This is a genomic window from Halobiforma nitratireducens JCM 10879 (genome assembly GCF_000337895.1).
Taxonomy (GTDB): domain Archaea; phylum Halobacteriota; class Halobacteria; order Halobacteriales; family Natrialbaceae; genus Natronobacterium; species Natronobacterium nitratireducens.
This window is the reverse complement of the sequence record NZ_AOMA01000021.1, coordinates 1-20,153: the sequence shown is the minus strand read 5'-3', so window position 1 is coordinate 20,153 and position 20,153 is coordinate 1. Positions and strand designations below refer to the sequence as shown.

The window sequence follows — 20,153 nt, the reverse complement described above, 5'->3', positions numbered from 1 at the left end:
GTTACGCGGACGGCGTTTTAGTGTAGCGGTCCCGGCCCGTAGATCGTCGAGAGCGCTCGACGATCGCGTGCGAACGTGAACCACATCAGCGACTTTTGCCGTTACTGCGACGCATATACAAGTAGAGAAGTATGCATACTACACATGAGCGACGACGCGAGCGACGGGGCCGACGCCTCGAGTCCGGGGTTCGGGACGCGAAGCGTCCACGCCGGACAGCAACCGGACCCGGCGACCGGCGCGCGGGCACCGCCGATCCACCAGACGACCTCCTACGTCTTCGAGGACGCCGAAACGGCGGCCCAGCGATACGCCCTCGAGGACGATGGGGACATCTACTCTCGTATCTCGAACCCGACCGTCCGGACACTCGAGGAGCGACTCGCCGCGCTCGAGGGTGGGACCGGTGCGGTCGCGACGGGCAGTGGCATGGCCGCGCTGGACTCGGCGACCCTGCTGCTCGCGGCGGCCGGCGACAACGTCGTCGTCTCGACCGACACCTACGGTGGGACGACGACCTACTTCTCGGCGACGGCGACCCGCCGGAACATCGAACCGCGGTTCGTTCCGACCCTCGAGTACGACGCCTACGAGGAAGCGATCGACGAGCACACCGCGTTCGTTCACGTCGAGACGATCGGCAACCCGTCACTGGTGACTCCTGACTTCGAACGCCTCGCCGAGATCGCCCACGATCACGGCGTCCCGCTCGTCGTCGACAACACGTTCGCGACGCCAGCGCTCTGTCGTCCGCTCGAGCATGGGGCCGACCTGGTCTGGGAGTCGACGACCAAGTGGCTCCACGGTTCCGGAACGACCGTCGGCGGCGTGTTGGTCGACGGTGGCTCGTTCCCCTGGGGCGAACACGGGTACGACGAGATCGCCGGGGAGAACCACGCCTACAACGACGTGGACTTCTCGCGGGACTTCCCCGACGCGCCGTTCGCCGCGGCGGCACGCTTTCGGTCGCTGCGGACGCTTGGCAACCAGCAGTCGCCGTTCGACGCCTGGCAGACGCTGCAGGGACTCGAGTCGCTGCCTCTCAGAATGGAGACTCACTGTGAGAACGCCGCGATCGTCGCGGCACATCTCGCCGACCACCCCGACGTCTCGTGGGTCACCCACCCCGGACTCGAGGCTCATCCGACCCACGACAACGCCCGGCGCTATCTCGAGGACTTCGGCGGCATGGTCGCCTTTGGCCTCGAGAACGGGTACGAAGGCGGGAAGGCGTTCTGTGAGAACGTCGAACTCGCTTCCTTCCTGGCGAACATCGGCGACGCGAAGACCCTGGTCATCCACCCGGCGAGTACGACCCACGGACAGCTCTCGCCCGCAGAACAGGAGGAAGCAGGCGTGACGCCGGATCTCGTCCGGCTGTCGATCGGGATCGAAGACCCCGAAGACATCCTGGCCGACGTAGAGCAGGCGATCGACGCCGCGACTGGCGCGGGGGCCGAGTCGGGAGCAGAACCGTCGACACGACCGACAGGAGGCGAACAGCCGTGACGATCAGGGAGACGATCGACCTCGGGGAGTTCGCGTTCCTCTCCGGCGAGTCGATCCCCTCACTCGAGGTCGCCTACGAGACGTACGGTGACTTTACGGGCGATAACGCAGTCCTCGTCTGTCACGCGCTGACCGGCAGTTCCCACGTCGCACGCCGGCCCGACGCGAGCGATGACACCGCCGGTCAGGCCCGCGCGTGGTGGGGCGACGTCGTCGGTCCCGGGAAGGCGATCGACACCACCGAGTACTTCGTCGTCTGTGCGAACGTCCCCGGCTCCTGCTACGGAACGACCGGACCCGCTAGCACGAACCCCGAAACCGGCGAGCCCTACGGGACCGACTTCCCGCCGGTGACCGTCGGCGACTGGACCCGCGCACAACGGCACCTGCTCGACGAACTCGGTGTCGGCCGACTCCACGCCGTCGTCGGCGGTAGCGTCGGCGGGATGAACGTTCTCGACTGGCTACGCCGGTATCCCGACGATACGGAGCGGGCCGCCGTCGTCGCTGCCGCAGCCAGGCTCGATCCGCAGTGTCTCGCGCTCGATGCGGTCGCACGGCGGGCCATCACCGGCGACTCGAACTGGAACGGCGGCCACTACTACGACGGCCCAGCGCCCGACGACGGGCTCGCTCGAGCGCGCCAGATCGGCCACATCATGTACCTCTCGAAGGCTTCGATGTCCCGCAAGTTCGGCCGGCGGTCGGCTGGGAGAGAGACCGTCCGCGAGGAGCCGCCGGACCCCGCCGCGGCCTTCTTTCCCTACCGGGAGGTCGAATCCTACCTCGATTACCAGGCCGACAAGTTCGTCGATCGGTTCGACGCCAACAGCTACCTCTACCTGACTCGAGCGATGGACGAGTTCGACCTCTCGGCGGGCTACGAGGGGGACGCCGACGCGCTCGCGGCGTTCGACGGCGAACTCCTCGTGGTGTCGTTTACCGGCGACTGGCACTTCACCGTCGAGCAGTCCGAGTCGCTGGCCGAGGCCGCACGCGAGGCCGACGTCGACGTGGCCCACCACGTCGTCGACTCGGACCACGGCCACGACGCCTTCCTCGTCGAACCCGAGAAGGTCGGACCGCCGCTGTCGGGCCTGCTCGAGGAGGGGTTGTCGGCCCGGGCGATCGTCGACGCGGACGACCCCGACGACGATGACGACTTCGCGCCGGTTCACGCGAGTCTCTTTTCGTGATTCGTGAGCGGCCGTGTGAAGCACTGTCTGCCGCCAGCACCGGCACAGCCGGTGTTCGAGTCTGGGAAATCGAGGAAGAAACGAACGCGGGTTAGTCCGCCGCCTGGTCGTACACGGGACGATCGATCTCGTACTGCTCGAGCGGGTCGGAGCCGGTAACCTGTCGTTTCCCCCAGTGAGCAGCGTCGAGGACGAACAAAGCGAGTTCCTCTCGTCGGGTGAGCATCCACGACTGTGCGCCGGGAGAGCGAAAGAGCGCGATCAACGACCACATACTGCCGGCCGCGAGCGATCCAGCCGCCGAAAACGTCATCCCGAGCGTCGCGAACGTCATCGCGTAGACGAACCCGATCGTCATCGACGGGAGGCTGGTGCCAAGCGGAACGCAGGCATTCGAGTCACGGAGGGTCGGTGCCAGGAACAGCACGGAAAGGGCGCTGCCGAACAGGAAGACGAAATCTTGCCACATCATCAGAACTACTTACTCGGTCTCGAGTTAATAACTCGTTCGGTCGAGAAATGGGCGGTTAGACGGGACAGTCGTGCTGAAACGACGGTTCGGGTAGCTCGGAAAGAGAGTGGGGCGACGAGACCTCGGACGGTCGGGGAGGCTGGGCCAGAGACTCGATACGACAGCCCGACAGCCGAAACGGACGGTTGCCACGAGTTCGGTCGCCGGTGGTCAGTCCTCGAGAACGCCCGCCGCGACCAATTCCTCGCGAGCGCCGGCCATCGACGTGACGACCACGTCACAGGCCGGTTCGACCGCCGGCTTCGGGTCGAACCCGATCGACAGGTCCGCGACCTCGAGCATCGGCAGGTCGTTTGCCCCGTCGCCGACCGCGACGGTTGCCTCGAGGTCGACGCCGACGTCGTCGGCGAGGTCCTCGAGGGCGTCGTCTTTGGTTCCCTCGACGAGCGGTCCCTCGACCTCACCGGTCAGTTCGGAGCCGTCCCCGGAGAACGGCAGTCGGTTCGAAACGATGTGATCGACCGAGACGTTTTCGTCCTCGAGAGCGGCGGCGACGCCGCGTTCGAAGCCGCCGGTCAGGATCGCCGTGGTGACGCCGGCGTCGTTCAACTCGGCGATCAGGTCGGCCGCGCCCGGTCGGAGTGTTACCTCGTCGAACGCTGCACGCGCGTCCTCGGCCGGCAGCCCCTCGAGCAGGGCAGCGCGTGCACGCAGGCTCTCGGCGTAGCCGATCTCGTCGTTCATCGCACGCTCGGTGATGTCGGCCATGTCGTCGGCGACGCCGCGGCGGTCGCCAAGGAGAACGGTCATCTCGGAGTCGGAAAGCGTCCCGTCGAAGTCGAAGGCGACGACTGTCATCGCTCGAGGATTGTGAACGACGGGATAAACCAGTTCAGGTTCCGCGACGTTTTGCCCCGTCGCGCGAGGACGGGAGTGCCCCAGCTACTTTCGCCTCGGGGCCGAACCGGAGGCCATGTACCGCGATCTATCCCACCCGATCGAGTCCGGCATGCAGACTTTTCCCGGCGATCCCCCGGTGAACGTCTCGCAGGCGGCGACCGTCCCGGAAGACGGCGTCGAAGTCAAGGAGCTCTGCTGTGGGAGCCACACCGGTACCCACATCGACGCGCCGTGCCACACCGAACCCGACGGCGACGCTCTCGAGGACCGGCCCGTCGGCGAATACGTCTTCGACGCGCGGTTCGTCGACGTCGCGCCCTGCGAGCCTCGCGAGCGGATCGACAGCGAGGCGATCGTGGACGCCCTCGCGGTCGAGGACCCGCCCGAGGTGCTGGTGATCCGAACCGGCTACGACGCCCACTGGAACAGCGACGCCTACCGCGATCATCCGTACCTCGCGCCGGAAGTGGCGAGCCGGCTTCGGGCGGCCGGCTGTGGCGTCGCGATCGATACGCTGAACCCGGACCCGACCCCGTCGCCGTCGTCGACGGAGCCGTCGCCGGCCGACGACGAACCCGACGGCGTCCCCGTCCACCGCGAACTCCTGGGCAGGGACCTCCCGATCCTCGAGAACCTGACGGCCCTCGAGGGGCTCCCGGACCGGTTCACGCTCTACGCGTTTCCCCTGCCGCTGCGGGCGGGCGACGGTGCGCCGGTGCGGGCGGTCGCGGCGCTCGAAGAGCGTTCGTGACTACTCCTCGGCGTCGGCCTCGACCGGCGTCTTGACGATCGTCACGGGTCGTGAGGCCAGTCGTGCGACGCGATCGGTAACGCTGCCCAGCAGCCGACGGTAGTCGCCCGACCGCTCTTTCGATCCCATGACCAGCAGGTCCACGTCGGCCTCCTCGGCGTAGTCGATGATCTCTTCGTGGGGCGAGCCGTGGCGGACGACCGTCTCCGGATCGAGCCCCGCCTCCTGGGCGGACTCGGCGGCCGCCTCGAGTGCGTCCTCGCCTTCCTGCTCGAGAGCGGCCTCGAGGCCCTCGAACTCGTGGACGTACTCGTCGCCGGTGTACGAGCCGTAGACATCGCTGTCGACGACGTACAGCAGGTGCAACTCGGCGTCGGCGTGGTCGGCGACGGCGATTGCGTGTTCGGTCGCGAGTTCGGCTCCCTTCTCGGCGTCAGTCGGCAACAGGATGCGATCGTACATGATCGGGGATACGACCGACTCGTAAATAACGGTAGCCGTCGTTCCACGCGAGTGACAATATCGGCTGCGGTGACGAGCCTCGCGAGTCGTCGACCACAACGTTCTCCCCGTCTCCGCACCCAGGGTCGCTCACGCGATACCCGATGAGCGAGTCGTCACCGCGATCGGTACGCCCGCCCGCAAAGCCACGGGAGCGACGCCTGCTTCGGCACGGGAGTGCCCCGAGACGACGGACCGACCCACAACGAGCGGCACGGAACCGGGGTGAGCCGCGGTGACCGGCACCGGTGCGAGCGCGACGCTCGAGGTCGTCGTGCTCGCGTTGATTCCCGCGATCCTCTGGGGGTTCGCCCCGATTTTCGACAAGCGCGGGATGGCCGCCGGCGGCGGCTCGGTCCAGGCCTCGCTGGTCGTCGTGATCGTCGATTCGACGATCTACTGGCTGGTGATCGCCACGCTCTACGGTCGGTCGGCGTTCTCCGGGCTCACACTCGAGGCCCTGCTCGTCTTCGCGTTCGCGGGCGTGGTCGGGACGGCGCTTGGCCGGATCACGATCTTCGTCGGCGTCGACAAGGTCGGAGCCAGCCTCAACAGCACGATCCTCAGCACGCGGCCACTGTTCGCGACGTTGATCGCGCTTGCCGTCCTCGGCGAGCCGCTCGGACCGGTGACGGGTCTCGGCATCGTCGTCCTCGTCGCCGGCCTCGCGACGCTGACCGCCTCGCAGGGCGGCGATCTCGGGGGGTGGCAGCCACGCGAGTTACTGTGGCCGATCGCCGCCGCGGTCACCTTCGCCGTCGCGAACGTCGCCCGCCGGTACGGCATGCTCGAAACGCCGCTGTCGGCACTCGAGGCCGTCGCGATCAACGAGACGGCGGGACTGGTCGCTCTGGTCGCCTACGTGGTCGCCGTCGGCGGACGGGACGTCCTCGAGAAGCCCCGTGCCTCCTACCGCTACTTCGTCGGGAGCGGCCTCTTGACGACTGCAGCGATGCTCGCGCTGATGGCCGCACTCGGCCTCGAGGAGGGGCGGATAGCCATCGTCGATCCGCTGGTCGCGACGGCACCGCTGTTTACGCTCGCGTTCGCCGCAGTGCTGTTGCGGGACCTCGAGCGGGTGACCGCAAAAGTGGTAGCGGGGGCAGTGCTCGTGGTGATCGGCGCGGTGTTGATCACCCTCTGACGGCGCGACGCCGTCGGCGGCCGGCTTCGTGGGATCGTATCACCGTCGTTATTATCGATAGGAACGAACCGGCAGAGAACGAGTCTCGATGCGCGTTCCACTCCCGACGGAACGGACCGACGGTCACACGTTCCGTCCGATCTTGCTCGCGAACCTCCTGCCGCTGGCCGGCGTCCTCGTCCTCGAGTGGGAGGCGTCGACGCTCGCGTTCGTCTACGGTCTCGAACTCCTGTTGTCCGTGCTGCTTGCCGCCGGAAAGGCGCTGTTCGCTCAGCGTCAGCCGCCGGCCGACCGCGAAGAGGGCGTCCTCACCGTCTCTAACGGGCTCTTGACGGACAAGCGGGGCAGCCTCGAGCCGGTCGCGTGGTTGCCACCGATCTACCTCCGGAACGTCCCCTTCGCGCTCGCGGTCCTGACGGTGCTCGTGATGTACGGGTTCTTCTTCGGGGTTACGTTCGTTCTCATCTTCCAGCCGGGCCCGGAGCTGGTCCAGCCGGCGGTAGCGCTGAGTATCGTGGTGCTGTTCGTCGGTCAACTTCTCGAGACCACACGAGAGTACGTCGGCGAACGCCAGTACGAACGCGTCTCGCCGTACGCCGTCGTCGAGACGCCGGCCAGACAGCTGTTCGTTCTGGTGTTCGTCCTCGGGTCGCTGGGCCTCCTCCTCGAGTCGTTCCCGACGGCTGCTCTCGTGCTCGTCGTCTGTGCGAAGCTGTTCCTCGAGTGGTCGGCGATCCGTGCGGCTCGGGCCGACGACGAGACGAACCGGTTCGTCGACCGGTTCGCGCGGTTTTTCGCCGGTCCCGACGGGACCGAGACGGCGGCCTCCGAACCGGAGCCGCTTCGGGTTCCCGACACCGAGCCACAGGCGCGTGTTCGGCCCGACGACACCACGGTCGTCCTCGAGGGGGTCCTGCTGTCGGTCCCGCGCGTCGCCGTCTTCGTCCCGTTTCTGGCAGTCGCCTGGTTCGTCGTGCTCTTCGCCCTCGTCGATCTGCTCGATAGCGTCGCGGTGTTCTGGCTCGGCGTGATCGGCTTCGTCGCGGTGGTCCTTGGTGTACTCGCGGTCCGCGTCGGTCGGTACTACCTCGCTTACGGGACACTCGAGTACCAGCGCCACGATGACCGAATCGTCGTCGTCGATCGCGTCCTCGAGGAGCCACAGTGGACGGCGTCGCCGGCGGACCGCCGCGACGTAGCGGTCGTGAACGACCGCCTCGCCGATCGAGTCCGTGACACCCGCACGTTTCAGCTGACGATCGGGTGGGGAGACGCGAAGACGGAACGGCAAATTGGGCCCATCGCGGAGCCGGATCGAGCCGTCGAAGCGCTCGCGTTACCCATCGAAACGACCGCCCTCGAGCCACTGAACCGGTCGCTCGCCGTCGGTGCGGTCGTCCTCGCGGCTGGCATCGTCCTGACGGCCGCCGCGGTCCTGTTCGTTCCGGGGTTGCCGGTCGACTCCCGACTCGAGATCGCGTTGCTCCTGGCGTTTGCGCTGCTCGTCCCGTTCTATCTCTGGCAGCGCGCCTATCCGACAGACGAGTGAGGCCACACCGTCTGGACGGAGCCGCCGCGACTCGCTCGGGTCGACACACACTCCGGTGGGCTCGAACTGCGACGACCACTGTTTTCCTCGAAAGACGGCGATAGCGAGGCGACCGGTCGACGACGACCGGCGGCCACGTTCGACGATCGGTCCGGCGTGATCGAAAGTATTAACAAGTGAAGTTTAACTTCTACAATCTAGATTTCAGAATGTCCGATAGCTGCCGTCCCGATGGAGTTCGAACGCAGCGCCCTCCGCAGCGAGACGCCGACGAAACCGTCCGTCGCCGAACCGGTCGACCCCCCCGCGAGCGAGTGTCCGTCGCGGTCGACGCTCCGGTCGCTTCTCGAGCAGGGGTGACCGGCGAATGACCCAGTCGTTCGGTCGCCGCCGGCTGCTGGCCGGCGTGGCCGGCGTCGGGCTGGCGGGGGTAGCCGGCTGTGCGGAGTCGACGGCCGAATCGGACGGCGAAACGACGTTTACGGTCGGGCTGTCGTCGGATCCGACCTCGACGAATTCCTACGATACCTGGGGTGGAATGGCCCCCTACTGGACCCGTGTCGTCGAACCCCTGGTCTGGGGAACCCCGGACATGCAGCCGAAACCGTGGCTGGCGACCGACTGGACCGACATCGACGAGACGACCTGGGAGTTCGAACTCCGAGAAGGCGTCCGGTTTCACAACGGCGAGGAACTGACCGCCGACGACGTCGTCCACTCCTTCGAGGAGGACATCCTCACCGAGCGTGGCGACTTCGTCCACGGCTGGCTCCATCTCGAGCCCGGCAGCGTCACGAAGATCGACGACTACACCGTCGAGTTCGAAACCCGTGAGCCGTTCCCCGGCTTCCCCGGAACGATCGCCCACAACATGATCGACATCCAGCCACCCGAAGCCGACCGGCGAGCAGGGGAGATCGTCGGCACCGGCCCGTTTACCCTCGAGGAGATCGAACACGGACGCTACGTCCGCGTCGAGCGGTTCGACGACTACTGGGGTGGTGCTCCGGAGCCGAGCGAACTCACCTTCCGGGCCGCGGAGGATGCGACGACGCGGACGGACCTGCTCGTCGGCGACGAGGTCGACGTGATCTACGATCCGGCACGGAGCCGTCTCTCGTCGCTGCGCGAGCGCGACGACGTGTGGGTCCGGACCCAGCAGGATACGAGCGCAACGTCAGTCTGGATCAACCTCTATCGCGAGCCAACCGACGACCGGGCCCTCAGGCGGGCGCTCAACTACGCCATCTCCCAAGACGAGATCGTCGAGACGGTACTCGAGGGCGTCGGCAACCCGGCACGAGGGCCGATCTCGACCGCCATCGACTGGGCCGACGACGACGAGCTCCCGAGCTACCCCCGGGATCGAGACACCGCACGTGACCTCGTCGCGGAGTCGGCCTACGACGGCGAGGAGCTGGTCTGTCTCGTCGACAACGACATGGACGGCGGNCGCCATCAGAGATGTGTATAAGAGACAGACCTCATGTGGGAGAACTTCCACACGCAGGGGATCGATAACGTGGACCAGTACGAGGCAGACGGCACCGGTCTGTTCAACCTCGGCGGCGAGGTCGACGAGTTGATCGAGACCGGATACCAGACGCGGGATCGCGAGGAGAAACACGACGCGTACGCCGAGGCGCTGAAGAAGATCGTGGACGCGGCGGTCGTCGTCCCGCTGTTTTACGAGGAGTACGCCGTCGCCGCCGACACCGCACTCGATGGGATCGACCTCCACCCGATCGGTGCGCTCGTCGAGTGGCACGACCTGCACAGGGACGCCTGAGCGGACCATGAAACGGGCCAACTACCTCGGGTATCGTCTCCTAACTGCGGTCGGGGTCACGTTCGGCGTGTCCGTCGTCACGTACGCCCTGATCTTCCTCACGCCGGGCGATCCCGCAGCGGTGATCCTCAGACAGCAACTCGACCGGCAGCCCTCGTCGGAGGAGATCGCGGCGTTCCGGGCGGAAAAGGGCCTCGACGATCCGATCCCGATCCAGTACGTCGACTGGCTCACCGACGCCGCCAGGGGTGATCTCGGGACCTCCTACTACAGCGACGCCTCCGTCTCGTCGCTGATACTCGAGGCGGTGCCGTTCACGCTCGAGTTGGCCGTCGCCTCGCTGGTCGTCGCGCTCGCGATCGCGGTGCCGACCGGCGTTCTCAGCGCCGTCCACCGGGGGACGCCCATCGATTACGTGAGCCAGGTGGGCGCGTTGGCCGGGGTATCGATGCCGAACTTCTGGCTCGGCTACCTGCTCATTCTGGTGTTCGGGCTGGTACTCGGCGTCACCCCGATCGCGGGAGCCGGGAGCTACAGCCACCTGATTTTGCCGGCACTAACGCTCGGGACGGGGATGGCCGCGGTGCTTACGCGTCTGATCAGAACGTCGATGCTCGACGTGCTCGAGGCAGAGTACGTCGACGCCGCCCGGTCGAAGGGGCTGCGAGAGCGGATCGTCGTCTACAAGCACGCACTGAGGAACGCGCTCGTCCCCGTGGTCACGATCCTCGGGCTCCAGTTGGGGACACTCCTGAACGGTGCGGTCGTCGTGGAGATCGTCTTCCAGCGGCCTGGGATCGGAACCCTGCTGGTCGACGCCGTGTTCGACCGCAACTACCCGGTCGTACAGGGAATCGCGCTCGGGACGGCGGTCGTCTTCGTCGTGACGAACCTGATCGTCGACCTGCTGTATCACTACCTCGACCCGCGGGTAGAACTGGGAGGACAGACAGTATGAGCGGAGCAGTTGCGACCGCCATCGAAGGCGTCCGTCGGCGAATCGGGCGGCTGCGTGGCTCGCGCAAATCGGCGGCGTTCCTGGCGAATCCGTTGAACGTCACGGGACTGGTGATCGTCGCGACGGTGACGGTCGCCGCCGTGGTCGGCCCGGTCGTCGCACCCCACGACCCCGCCAGCCAGGACCTCGCCGCGAGGCTGCAGCCGCCGTCGGCGGCCCATCCACTGGGGACCGACCAGCTCGGACGGGACGTGTTTTCCCGGCTACTCCACGGCGCTCGGCTCTCGCTCGGGATCGCCGTCGTCGTCACTGCCATCAGGCTGGTGGTGGGGACGACGATCGGTCTCGTCGCAGGGTATGCCGGCGGCTGGACCGACGAGTTCCTGATGCGGCTGGTCGACGTCCAACTGGCGTTCCCGGGCTTGATCCTCGCGCTCGTGATCGCCGGGATGCTCGGCCCCAGTCTGCGAAACGTGATGATCGCGCTCGCGGTCGTCGGGTGGGGATCGTACGCGCGAGTCGTCCGCGGAAGCGTACTCTCGACGAAAGAACGGCACTTCGTCGACGCGGCGCGGCTTATGGGCGTTTCACGGGTTCGAATCGCCGTGCGACACCTCCTCCCCAACGTCGTCAGCCCGGTGGTCGTCCTCGCGACGATGAACCTGGGAACGGTGATCCTGGGGACCGCCGGACTGTCCTTTATCGGCCTCGGCGCACAGCCCCCGACTCCCGAGTGGGGGACGATGCTCTCTGCCGGGCGACACCACCTCCGGAGTGCCTGGTGGATCGCGAACGCTCCTGGCGCGGCGATCATGCTCACAGTGCTCGGGTTCAACCTGCTCGGAGACGGCCTTCGCGACGTACTCGATCCGAAACACGAAACGAAAACGGCTGATCGACCATGAACGCAGAACGGACGCTTACGGATACGGAACGGACTGGGCCGAGAAACCCAACAGCGGACGACGGATCGGCATCGAACACGGGGTCTGCGGTACTCCGCGTCGACGACCTCCACACGCAGTTTCGGACGCCCGACGGGATCGTCCGTGCGGTCGACGGCGTCTCTTTCACCGTCGACGAGGGAGAGATCGTCGGCATCGTCGGCGAGAGCGGCTGTGGGAAGTCGGTCACCGCCAGATCGATCGTCGGCCTGCAGGACCCGGGTGAGATAACGCGTGGCTCGATCACGATCGAGGGAACCGACATCGTCTCTGCCAGCGACCGACGACTGCGGCAACTACGGGGCGATGCCGTCTCGATGATCTTCCAGAACCCGACCGAGACGCTCAATCCGGTCTTCGACGTCGGAGAACAGATCGCCGAATCGCTTGCCGTCCACGACCGCCGTGGCTCCCGCTCGCAAGGGCTCCTCGAGTTCCTCCAGGTCCCGCCGTTCGCCCGTCGATCGGAGTGGGACGGCTACCGGGAGCAGGCCGTCGACCTCCTCGAGGAGGTCGGTATCGCGACCCCCCAGGATCGCGTCGACGCGTATCCACACGAGCTCTCGGGCGGACAGTGCCAACGCGCCTGCATCGCTATCGCGCTCGCGTCCGACCCGCAACTCCTGATCGCCGACGAACCAACGACCGCGCTCGACGCGACCACCCAGGCGCAGTTGCTCGAGCGACTGCGACGATACAACGAGACACGAGAGACGTCGATCCTCCTGATCACCCACGACTTCGGCGTCGTCGCCGAACTCTGTGATCGCGTCGTCGTGATGTACGACGGTCAGGTGATGGAGACGGGGCCGACCGACCGCATCCTCGACGAGCCGACCCATCCGTACACCCGCGCCTTGCTCGAATGTCTCCCCCAGCGTGTGCCCCGGGATCGACGACTGCCGACGATCGAGGGCACCGTCCCCGAATCGACCGGCGAGCCGACGGGCTGTCCGTTCGCGCCCCGCTGTGTACACGCGAGGACCGAGTGTCGGGAGAGTGCGATTCCGACGATCGACCTCGGCGACGAACGCGGTCGCGTCGCCTGCGTCGATCCGGAGGCGGGTTGCCCCTCGAAAGAGGCGACAGACGGAACGGAGACGACGCGGTCGGCGACGACCGGGCGAGACGGCACCGCCTCGAGAAGGGACGAACGCGGACGTGGCCGGCAAGGGGAAACGACCGAGCCCGGCGACGAACGACCGAAAGCAGGGGTCACGGACGAAACGGCTCGGCGGACTGGAGCAGCCGACGGGGGGGAGCTGGCCGTCGAACTCGAGGGCGTTTCGAAGCGGTACTCGCTCGCCGACGGTACTCTCGATCGGCTCCTCGGGACGACCGACTCGCTGGCCGCAGTCAGAGACGTCGACCTGTCGATCCGGCCAACCGAGACCGTCGCCCTCGTCGGCGAGAGCGGCTGTGGGAAGTCGACGCTCGCACACCTCGTGACCGGGCTTGACTCACCCTCGGAAGGAGACGTCCGGCTTGCCGGACAGTCCGTCGGACCGGCCGGCGAACGCTCCCCGGCACAGCTTGCCGACGTCGGCGTGGTGTTCCAGGACCCACGCTCGAGTCTCGACCCGCAGCTGTCGGTCGAGCGAACGATCGCCGAACCGTTGTGCGCCCACGAGTGGGACCGGGAGCGTCGCGAGGCTCGTGTTCGGGAGTTGCTCGAGCGGGTCGGGCTCGCGGAGCACCACGCGACGAGCTACCCCCACGAGCTCTCGGGTGGGCAAGTACAACGAGTCGCGATCGCACGCGCTCTCGCGCTCGATCCGCAACTCGTCGTTCTCGACGAGCCGGTTTCGGCGCTCGACGTGTCGGTCCAGGCGCGTATCCTCAACTTGCTCGCCGACCTGCAGGCGGACCTCGAGTTGACGTACCTCCTGGTGTCTCACGACCTCGGGGTCGTGGAACACGTCGCCGACCGCGTCGCCGTCATGTACCTCGGAGAGCTGGTGGAAGTCGGTCCCGTCGACCGGGTGTTCGAACGGCCGAGCCATCCTTACACCGAAGGGTTACTCGCGGCGATCCCGTCGGTCGACGGCGAGGAGGCCGGAAACGGTGGGTCCGATGGGACGCTGTCGGGGACGGTCCCGAGCCCGATCGATCCACCGAGTGGCTGTTCCTTTCGGACGCGGTGCCCGCGAGCCGAACCCGAGTGTGCGGACGCCAACCCCGACTACCGTCGGGACGGGGGCGTTCGGTCCAAGTGCCACTTCCCGGACAACGATCAGTAAGAAAACAGTTCAGTCGCCTAATGGAAGAGCGTGTGGAATCGGTGTGTAAGTCGCTTCAGGTTCCGAAATCCGGTGCCCAGCTCATCGGAGTAGGCCAAACGAATAAGTTAACAGAAACGGATCATAACCCATGGAAAGACGGGATAAAGCGACACAAACAACGACGCCGGACGAGCCGTTCGACGCTATTCTGACCTACATGGAAGACGAGCTCTCGTTTGCGACGAGTCACTACAACGAGGACTACCTCGATCGGCGAATTTCCTCTCGCATCCGTCGAACCGGGAGTGACGGGTACGACGACTACTACGACGTCCTGCAGTCCGACCCAGACGAACAGGAAGCGGTGCTCGAGGCCATGAGCATCAACGTCACCGGGTTCTTCCGTAACCCAGAAGTGTGGTCGGGCATCCGGGACGTACTCCGAGAACTCACTGCCGAACGTCGAACCGTTCGGATCTGGAGCGCCCCGTGTGCCGACGGCCGGGAGCCGTACTCGCTCTCGATGCTCGCACACGACGACCCCGACATCGACGATTCGGCGATTCGTATCCTCGGCACCGACATCAGTGACCCCGCCCTCGAGACGGCACGCGAGGGTGTCTACGAAAGTTCGCGAACGACCGATATCGCCGACCAGCTCTCCTTTCTCGACGATCCGTCCGACTACATCGAGGAAGACAACGACACGTTCCGGATTACCGAGCCGATAAAACGTCCCGTCACGTTCGAGCGACACGACCTCATCAACGACCGTCCCCGCTCCGGGTTCGAACTCGTTCTCTGTCGGAACCTCTTTATCTATATCGACAGCGAGTACAAGCGGCCGATACTCGAGATGTTCGCGGACGGTCTCGAGACCGATGGCTATCTCGTGATCGGGAAAGCCGAGACACTGCCACGGGATCTACAGTCGACGTTCGCGTCGCACGATTCGACGCTCCGGATATATCGGCGGGAGTGAGCACCCCCCACACCAACGGGGTGTTTGTGGCGTGTCGTGTGTACTCTCTACTGCGTGTTGGATCGCCGAACGAGGTGAGCGTGTTCGTCTCCCGCCAGACTGTGTTCCGCGAAGAGATGGGATCGGGATTCGAAGGCAGTACGTCACCCATTCGTACAGTTCGGGCGGTACCAGTACCGTGCCCCACTCGTACAGCTTCGGGGCCGTTCCAGTACCGTCGGACAGTTTCGCGGGCGGTGTGCTCCGAGAGTGGTTCGTGGGAGACGGGAAGAGTAGCTACTCGTACCAGTCGTTTCGTTCGTTCAACTCGTCGATGTAGTCTTGCGGTTTCGAACGGCTCGTCAACTGGATTCGGGTCTCACTACGGTTCGCATAGTCGATCGTGTCACACTCTTCGACAACTTCCGCCACCAGTTCGCGGCAGCGCTCGTCAGGATGCCCGGATGAAAACGTCTCGAGGCCGTCGATCGAGACAGAATACGGGTCCCAGTGGGATCGTTTGTACAGCTCGAGGGCGATATCGAGTTTCATCATCGCCCGGTGAGAGTCCGACTCCCAGTCCACGACCGGCCAATGTAACGGCGGTTACCTGAGTGTTTTGAACCACTATTGCACCAATGACAGGGGCCGTCCCAATTATGAAATAGATTTATAGGCTGTCGGGGCTGAGGTCTAGGTATGGCACCTGGGTACGAGTCGGCAGCGGACGGTGCATATAGCGAGAGTTCGCCGTTCGTCCGACTGTTCGCGACGCCGAGCCGGGTGAAAATCCTGGACCTATTCATCCGGAAACACTACGAGGAGCTAACGGCGTCGGACGTCGAAGCGTTGGCCGACGTTTCCCGATCCACGTTCCATCGCAACGTCGACGAGCTCGAAGCCCTCGGTGTGATCGAGCAAACGGGGACGACCGGCAACTCGAAGACGTTCAAACTCGACAAGGACAGCGAGCTGGCGAAAACGCTTGCGAGTGCGCATGCTGATATCCTCGAGCATACCACTCGGATTCTCGATTCATCACAGAGCCAGGCCACCGCCGAAATCGTCTCGTCGGTTGCGGATGCGATCGAACGGGACGATCGGGATCACCGTTCCGACAGAACCGACAAAGACGAAGTGAGACAGCGGGTAACGAGGGCAATTACTGGGTGAGCGACGATGAGTGACGCGGAGATCGAAGACGTCGATCAGCAACTCCTCTTCGAGGACGTCGAGACTGGCGAACGAATTACGAAGCTGGATGCTGCGGCAGGGGTCGATATACCCGCAGTAGGTGAGAAAATAACACTCGCCGATGTCGAGTTCGAGGATACGAGTAACCTGGTCAGCGCCCTCGAGAAGGGAGACAGGGAATACGTCGTGCGGGACATCAACCGCCAATTTGCCCGGGCAACACACACGGAACCGGACCCGCCCACAGTGTTTCAGTTCTCCATAATCAGGGTACTCGTAGCGGAGTGCGAACGGGACGAACAGTAGACGGGAGTCGGTCAACGGGCTACTGTTTGATATCGAGGGGGAACACTCTCTACAGACGCAGTGGTAGTTTTTGCCAGCCACGGCGACAACGGAAGCGTTTACCTGTTGCGCACGATTGTCTCGCGCATGAAGGTACTCGTCACAGACCCCATCGCCGACGCGGGTCTGGACGTCCTGCGAGATGCCGGCCACGAGGTCGAAACGGGCTACGAACTCGAGGGCGAGGACCTCCTCGAGGCGGTCTCGGACGCCCACGGACTGATCGTCCGGTCGGGAACCGAGGTCACCGCGGAGGTGCTCGAGGCGGCGGGGGAACTCGTCATCGTCGGCCGTGCCGGGATCGGCGTCGACAACATCGACATCGACGCCGCGACCGACGAGGGCGTCATCGTCGCCAACGCGCCGGAAGGTAACGTCCGCGCCGCGGCCGAACACACCGTCGCGATGACGTTCGCGACCGCGCGCTCGGTCCCGCAGGCACACGTCCGTCTGAAAGACGGCGAGTGGGCCAAAAGCGACTACCTCGGGGCCGAACTCGACGGGAAGACGCTCGGCGTCGTCGGTCTCGGTCGGGTCGGCCAGGAGGTCGCCAAGAAACTCGATTCGCTGGGGATGGACGTCGTCGCCTTCGATCCGTACATCTCCGAGGAACGAGCCCAGCGACTCGGCGCGGAACTCGTCGACTTCGAGCCGTGTCTCGAGCGTGCGGACTTCTTGACTATTCATACGCCGTTGACTCCGGAAACGGAGGGGATGATCGGCGAGTCGGAACTCGACTTGCTCGAGGGCGGCTACCTCGTCAACGTCGGCCGCGGCGGCATCGTCCAGGAGGACGCCCTGGCGGCGAAAGTCGAAGACGGCACTCTCGAAGGGGCTGCGCTCGACGTCTTCGCCGAGGAGCCGCTGCCCGCCGATTCGCCGCTGCTCGAACACGACGACGTCATCGTCACACCCCATCTGGGGGCCTCGACCGAGGCCGCCCAAGAGAACGTCGCGACCTCGACTGCCGAGCAGGTGGTCGCCGCGTTCGGCGGTGAGCCGGTCGCGAACGCCCTCAACGCCCCGTCGATCGACGAAAGCGCCTTCCCGCGTCTCGAGCCGTACATCGAGATCGCGGAGACGGCGGGCAAGGTCGCCGCCCAGTTGCTCGACGGCCGCATCGAGAGCGTCGAGATCACCTACGAAGGCGATATCGCCGACGAGGACGTCGAGTTCGTCACGGCCTCCGGGCTGAAAGGAGTCTTCGAACCGCTCGAGTGGCAGGTCAACGCCGTCAATGCACCCCAGATAGCCGAGGACCGTGGTGTCGACGTCACCGAGTCCAAGACCCGACAGGCCGAGGACTTCCAGAGCCTGATCTCCGTGGCGGTAAGCGACGGCGAGGAGCGAATCGCGGTCGACGGGACGCTCTTTGCGGGCGACGACCCCCGCATCGTCCGGATCGACGACTACCGGGTCGACGCGATCCCCCACGGGAAGATGGTCGTCACCCGGAACACGGACGAACCGGGTGTCATCGGTCTCATCGGGAGCGTCATGGGGGAACACGACGTCAACATCGCAGGGATGTTCAACGCCCGCGAAGCCCACGGCGGCGAGGCACTGACCGTCTACAACGTCGACAGTCAGGTTCCCGACGCGGCCAAAGCAGAACTCAACGCGGACGAGCGGATCATCGACGTCGATTACATCACGCTGAACGGACAAAACTGACGGCACAGCCGCCCGATGCCGCGTGACTCGGTTTCCGCTACGGCATCTCCGGCGGCGCTCCGACCACCGTCGCCGTCCGCCCCTCGATTCCCGATTCCGTCACGCCGCCAGATATACCCTCGAGAGACCCTAACACGTCGTCGGTCAGATATTCTTCGCGGGCAAACACGAACTTCCAGGTCAACTCCTCGGCCATGGGGGACTCGCTCGAGACGCCCCAGAGGTAGATTCCGTCGACGTCGACGCTGTCGGCCGCGGGCGGCCCGTAGTGGGCCGTCACCGTCTCGTGGTGGGGCAGTTCCCGGAACAGGTGGGTGAACTCGGGGTCGGCGTCCTCGAGGCGTTCGTACTCGCCGTGGCTGGCGTCGATCCGGCGCTCGTAGTCGCCGCCGACGACGACGGCGTCCGTACCGACGGCGATCGGACGAGTCTCCTCGTCGTCGCCTTCGAAGGACTGTTCGAACACGACGTACCCGTCGTAGTCGTCGACGTACGCGAGGTCGTCGGCGTCTTCGGCACCGTCTCGAGCCACCTCGGGATCGAACGAGCCGAGAAAGACCTGCGTGAACGACTGGATGAGGTGTCCGTCAACGGTGTCCGTCGAGATGTCCAGGACGTCGGGGTACCCCTCGCCGAGATCGGTGTCGTCGGGGAAGACTTCGGTGTAGTCGAAACGGCGGTTCCCCGCGAGCACGGTATCGGAGAGCAACCAGGTACGGAACGCGGCAGCCTCGCTCCAGTCCGGTTCGATGTCGCGTTCCGGCGGCTCGAGGTCCCGACCGTCGTCGCTGGCGTTTCCATCACCGTCGTGGACGTCGCCATCGTCATCGTCGCTCGGTTCGTCCGGTCCGTCGTCGGTCTCGGTTCCGTTCTCGTCGCTGCCGAGACAGCCAGCCAGCCCGACTGTTGCCAGAGCGACGACGCCGCGACGCGTCACGGTGTGGTCCATACGGGCCGCCACCACGTACGGAGTAATAACGACTCGTGACTGTCCGCTGCGTGAGAACGTCCACAATCCAGTACGGTCGGAGACACCGATACGTCGACGGCTGCCAGCCCCGAGCCGAGCTCAGCGCCGGTACGTGTAGACGGCTGTCTCGTAGGTCCCGTCGCCGATCTCGACCGTCCCATCGTCAGTTCGCTCGAAGCCGCGACGCTCGTAGAACCGGCGCGCGTCGTCGTTCGCCGCGAACACCTCGAGTGTGACGGCGTCGATCGAATCGGGGAGCGTCTCGAGGCCGTGCTCGAACAGCGCCGTGCCGATACCGCGGTTCCAGTAGGCGGGTTCGACGTAGATCGCCTTCAGTTCCGCCGCCTCCTCGCCGACGAACGCCTTCGTCTCGGCGTCGCCCCAGCGGAGGTCGACGAACCCACGAACGGCACCCTCCTCGATGGCGACCAAGACACTGGCGTCTTCCGCCGAGAGGGCCTCGATCCACTGATCGACCTCGCCAGGGGTCGGATCGACGGTCACGCTCTCGAGTGCGTCGGCCGCGAGGACGCCGTCGTAGGCCTCGCGCCAGGCCAGCCCGTGGGCACGGATCAGTTCACGGACGTCCGTCCGCTCTTCGAGGTGTCGGATTTCCATACAGTCAGATCGGCGGTCCGCAGCAAAAACCTACGGGACATCGGACTCGTCGGGCTCCGGGCGAGGTCCGACGCCGACTTCGACGAGGCGTGCGGCCAGGGGGTGTCGGTCGCGTTCGTCGGGGCGGCAAAAGACCTATCGCTCCGACGACCGATCGCTTCGATATGGACGACGACGTTGCGGTCGATTTCGGCGAGGACGGACTCGTCCCCGCCGTCGCACAGGACGCGGAGACGGGCGAGGTGCTCATGCTCGCCTACGTCTCCCCCGAGGCCTTAGAGCGGACCCGCGAGACCGGCCGCGCCCACTACTACTCCCGGAGCCGAGAGGAGCTGTGGGAGAAAGGTGCGACCAGCGGCCACGTCCAGTCCGTCGCGGAGATTCGCGTCGACTGTGACGCCGACACGTTGCTGTACGTCGTCGAGCAGGCGGGCGGTGCCTGCCACACCGGCCACC

General features: G+C 65.7%; 20 protein-coding genes and 1 pseudogene. 15 read left to right on the top strand and 6 right to left on the bottom strand.

The features are described from left to right. The first annotated feature begins 144 nt into the window (after positions 1-144). Positions 145-1,509 carry an O-acetylhomoserine aminocarboxypropyltransferase/cysteine synthase family protein gene (locus C446_RS02585; protein WP_006671496.1) on the top strand — a complete coding sequence of 455 codons (1,365 nt, stop codon included), beginning with the start codon at positions 145-147 and terminating at the stop codon, positions 1,507-1,509. Further along, positions 1,506-2,705, top strand: a complete 1,200-nt coding sequence (gene metX, locus C446_RS02580) for a homoserine O-acetyltransferase MetX (protein WP_006671495.1) — start codon at positions 1,506-1,508, stop codon at positions 2,703-2,705. Before C446_RS02585 ends, metX begins: the two co-directional genes overlap by 4 nt. Before the next feature lie 91 nt (positions 2,706-2,796). Here the strand turns inward: metX and C446_RS02575 are convergent, their stop codons facing one another. Beyond that, complete coding sequence (locus C446_RS02575) at positions 2,797-3,177, bottom strand: hypothetical protein (RefSeq protein ID WP_006671494.1); 381 nt, start codon at positions 3,175-3,177, stop codon at positions 2,797-2,799. 210 nt (positions 3,178-3,387) lie between these two features. Next, positions 3,388-4,035, bottom strand: coding sequence for a phosphoserine phosphatase SerB (gene serB, locus C446_RS02570; RefSeq protein WP_006671493.1), 648 nt, complete (start codon positions 4,033-4,035; stop codon positions 3,388-3,390). 115 nt (positions 4,036-4,150) lie between these two features. On the opposite strand from serB, the gene C446_RS02565 reads away from it, so the two are divergent. Next, positions 4,151-4,828: a cyclase family protein gene (locus tag C446_RS02565; RefSeq protein ID WP_006671492.1), complete on the top strand. Its 678-nt coding sequence runs from the start codon at positions 4,151-4,153 to the stop codon at positions 4,826-4,828. Here the strand turns inward: C446_RS02565 and C446_RS02560 are convergent, their stop codons facing one another. Beyond that, a complete protein-coding gene (locus C446_RS02560) occupies positions 4,829-5,290 on the bottom strand; it encodes a universal stress protein (protein WP_006671491.1) in 462 nt (153 codons plus the stop codon). It abuts the gene before it with no gap. Between the two features lie 274 nt (positions 5,291-5,564). On the opposite strand from C446_RS02560, the gene C446_RS02555 reads away from it, so the two are divergent. The 8 genes and pseudogenes from C446_RS02555 to C446_RS02525 all read left to right on the top strand — a co-directional run bounded on the left by C446_RS02555 (position 5,565) and on the right by C446_RS02525 (position 14,917). After that, positions 5,565-6,473: a DMT family transporter gene (locus C446_RS02555; protein WP_006671490.1), complete on the top strand. Its 909-nt coding sequence runs from the start codon at positions 5,565-5,567 to the stop codon at positions 6,471-6,473. Positions 6,474-6,561: 88 nt separating this feature from the next. Continuing rightward, on the top strand, positions 6,562-8,022 hold the full coding sequence (locus tag C446_RS02550) for a DUF6498-containing protein (protein ID WP_006671489.1): 1,461 nt from the start codon (positions 6,562-6,564) through the stop codon (positions 8,020-8,022). A 231-nt stretch (positions 8,023-8,253) separates the two neighbouring features. Then, positions 8,254-8,382, top strand: a complete 129-nt coding sequence (locus C446_RS20200; protein WP_275039895.1) for a hypothetical protein — start codon at positions 8,254-8,256, stop codon at positions 8,380-8,382. 7 nt (positions 8,383-8,389) lie between these two features. Further along, positions 8,390-9,811 (top strand): annotated as a pseudogene (locus C446_RS02545) (ABC transporter substrate-binding protein). 7 nt (positions 9,812-9,818) lie between these two features. Next, positions 9,819-10,769, top strand: a complete 951-nt coding sequence (nikB, locus tag C446_RS02540; protein ID WP_006671488.1) for a nickel ABC transporter permease — start codon at positions 9,819-9,821, stop codon at positions 10,767-10,769. Next, the gene (gene nikC, locus C446_RS02535) at positions 10,766-11,674 is read left to right on the top strand and encodes a nickel transporter permease (RefSeq protein ID WP_006671487.1); all 909 of its coding nucleotides are present in this window, start codon (positions 10,766-10,768) and stop codon (positions 11,672-11,674) included. Before nikB ends, nikC begins: the two co-directional genes overlap by 4 nt. Further along, positions 11,671-13,953 carry a dipeptide ABC transporter ATP-binding protein gene (locus C446_RS02530; RefSeq protein ID WP_006671486.1) on the top strand — a complete coding sequence of 761 codons (2,283 nt, stop codon included), beginning with the start codon at positions 11,671-11,673 and terminating at the stop codon, positions 13,951-13,953. Before nikC ends, C446_RS02530 begins: the two co-directional genes overlap by 4 nt. A gap of 130 nt (positions 13,954-14,083) precedes the next feature. After that, entirely contained in the window at positions 14,084-14,917 is an 834-nt protein-coding gene (locus tag C446_RS02525; RefSeq protein WP_006671485.1) for a CheR family methyltransferase, read from the top strand. A gap of 276 nt (positions 14,918-15,193) precedes the next feature. Here the strand turns inward: C446_RS02525 and C446_RS02520 are convergent, their stop codons facing one another. Further along, positions 15,194-15,481: a hypothetical protein gene (locus C446_RS02520; protein WP_049919989.1), complete on the bottom strand. Its 288-nt coding sequence runs from the start codon at positions 15,479-15,481 to the stop codon at positions 15,194-15,196. 114 nt (positions 15,482-15,595) lie between these two features. Between C446_RS02520 and C446_RS02515 the strand changes: the two genes are divergently transcribed. The 3 genes from C446_RS02515 (at position 15,596) to serA (ending at position 18,109) form a co-directional block, all read left to right on the top strand. After that, positions 15,596-16,069 (top strand): winged helix-turn-helix domain-containing protein, encoded by a 474-nt coding sequence (locus tag C446_RS02515; RefSeq protein WP_006671483.1) that lies wholly within the window; start codon positions 15,596-15,598, stop codon positions 16,067-16,069. 6 nt (positions 16,070-16,075) lie between these two features. Next, on the top strand, positions 16,076-16,396 hold the full coding sequence (locus C446_RS02510) for a hypothetical protein (protein ID WP_006671482.1): 321 nt from the start codon (positions 16,076-16,078) through the stop codon (positions 16,394-16,396). Positions 16,397-16,522: 126 nt separating this feature from the next. Next, positions 16,523-18,109, top strand: coding sequence for a phosphoglycerate dehydrogenase (gene serA, locus C446_RS02505; protein WP_006671481.1), 1,587 nt, complete (start codon positions 16,523-16,525; stop codon positions 18,107-18,109). 37 nt (positions 18,110-18,146) lie between these two features. Here serA and C446_RS02500 read toward each other — a convergent pair whose 3' ends face one another. Further along, positions 18,147-19,058: a hypothetical protein gene (locus C446_RS02500; RefSeq protein WP_006671480.1), complete on the bottom strand. Its 912-nt coding sequence runs from the start codon at positions 19,056-19,058 to the stop codon at positions 18,147-18,149. A gap of 120 nt (positions 19,059-19,178) precedes the next feature. Further along, positions 19,179-19,697 carry a GNAT family N-acetyltransferase gene (locus C446_RS02495; protein ID WP_006671479.1) on the bottom strand — a complete coding sequence of 173 codons (519 nt, stop codon included), beginning with the start codon at positions 19,695-19,697 and terminating at the stop codon, positions 19,179-19,181. Positions 19,698-19,861: 164 nt separating this feature from the next. Here C446_RS02495 and hisI point away from each other — a divergent pair. Next, the coding region (gene hisI, locus C446_RS02490; protein ID WP_006671478.1) for a phosphoribosyl-AMP cyclohydrolase at positions 19,862-20,153 on the top strand (292 nt) is incomplete at its 3' end.

Excerpts from the sequence above, each read along its gene's own strand:
- C446_RS02585 (WP_006671496.1), top strand. The coding sequence starts at position 145 with ATGAGCGACGACGCGAGCGACGGGGCCGACGCCTCGAGTCCGGGGTTC.
- C446_RS02575 (WP_006671494.1), bottom strand. The coding sequence starts at position 3,177 with ATGATGTGGCAAGATTTCGTCTTCCTGTTCGGCAGCGCCCTTTCCGTG.
- serB (WP_006671493.1), bottom strand. The coding sequence starts at position 4,035 with ATGACAGTCGTCGCCTTCGACTTCGACGGGACGCTTTCCGACTCCGAG.
- C446_RS02565 (WP_006671492.1), top strand. The coding sequence starts at position 4,151 with ATGTACCGCGATCTATCCCACCCGATCGAGTCCGGCATGCAGACTTTT.
- C446_RS02560 (WP_006671491.1), bottom strand. The coding sequence starts at position 5,290 with ATGTACGATCGCATCCTGTTGCCGACTGACGCCGAGAAGGGAGCCGAA.
- C446_RS02550 (WP_006671489.1), top strand. The coding sequence starts at position 6,562 with ATGCGCGTTCCACTCCCGACGGAACGGACCGACGGTCACACGTTCCGT.
- C446_RS20200 (WP_275039895.1), top strand. The coding sequence starts at position 8,254 with ATGGAGTTCGAACGCAGCGCCCTCCGCAGCGAGACGCCGACGAAACCG.
- nikB (WP_006671488.1), top strand. The coding sequence starts at position 9,819 with ATGAAACGGGCCAACTACCTCGGGTATCGTCTCCTAACTGCGGTCGGG.
- nikC (WP_006671487.1), top strand. The coding sequence starts at position 10,766 with ATGAGCGGAGCAGTTGCGACCGCCATCGAAGGCGTCCGTCGGCGAATC.
- C446_RS02530 (WP_006671486.1), top strand. The coding sequence starts at position 11,671 with ATGAACGCAGAACGGACGCTTACGGATACGGAACGGACTGGGCCGAGA.
- C446_RS02525 (WP_006671485.1), top strand. The coding sequence starts at position 14,084 with ATGGAAAGACGGGATAAAGCGACACAAACAACGACGCCGGACGAGCCG.
- C446_RS02515 (WP_006671483.1), top strand. The coding sequence starts at position 15,596 with ATGGCACCTGGGTACGAGTCGGCAGCGGACGGTGCATATAGCGAGAGT.
- C446_RS02510 (WP_006671482.1), top strand. The coding sequence starts at position 16,076 with ATGAGTGACGCGGAGATCGAAGACGTCGATCAGCAACTCCTCTTCGAG.
- serA (WP_006671481.1), top strand. The coding sequence starts at position 16,523 with ATGAAGGTACTCGTCACAGACCCCATCGCCGACGCGGGTCTGGACGTC.
- C446_RS02500 (WP_006671480.1), bottom strand. The coding sequence starts at position 19,058 with ATGGACCACACCGTGACGCGTCGCGGCGTCGTCGCTCTGGCAACAGTC.
- C446_RS02495 (WP_006671479.1), bottom strand. The coding sequence starts at position 19,697 with ATGGAAATCCGACACCTCGAAGAGCGGACGGACGTCCGTGAACTGATC.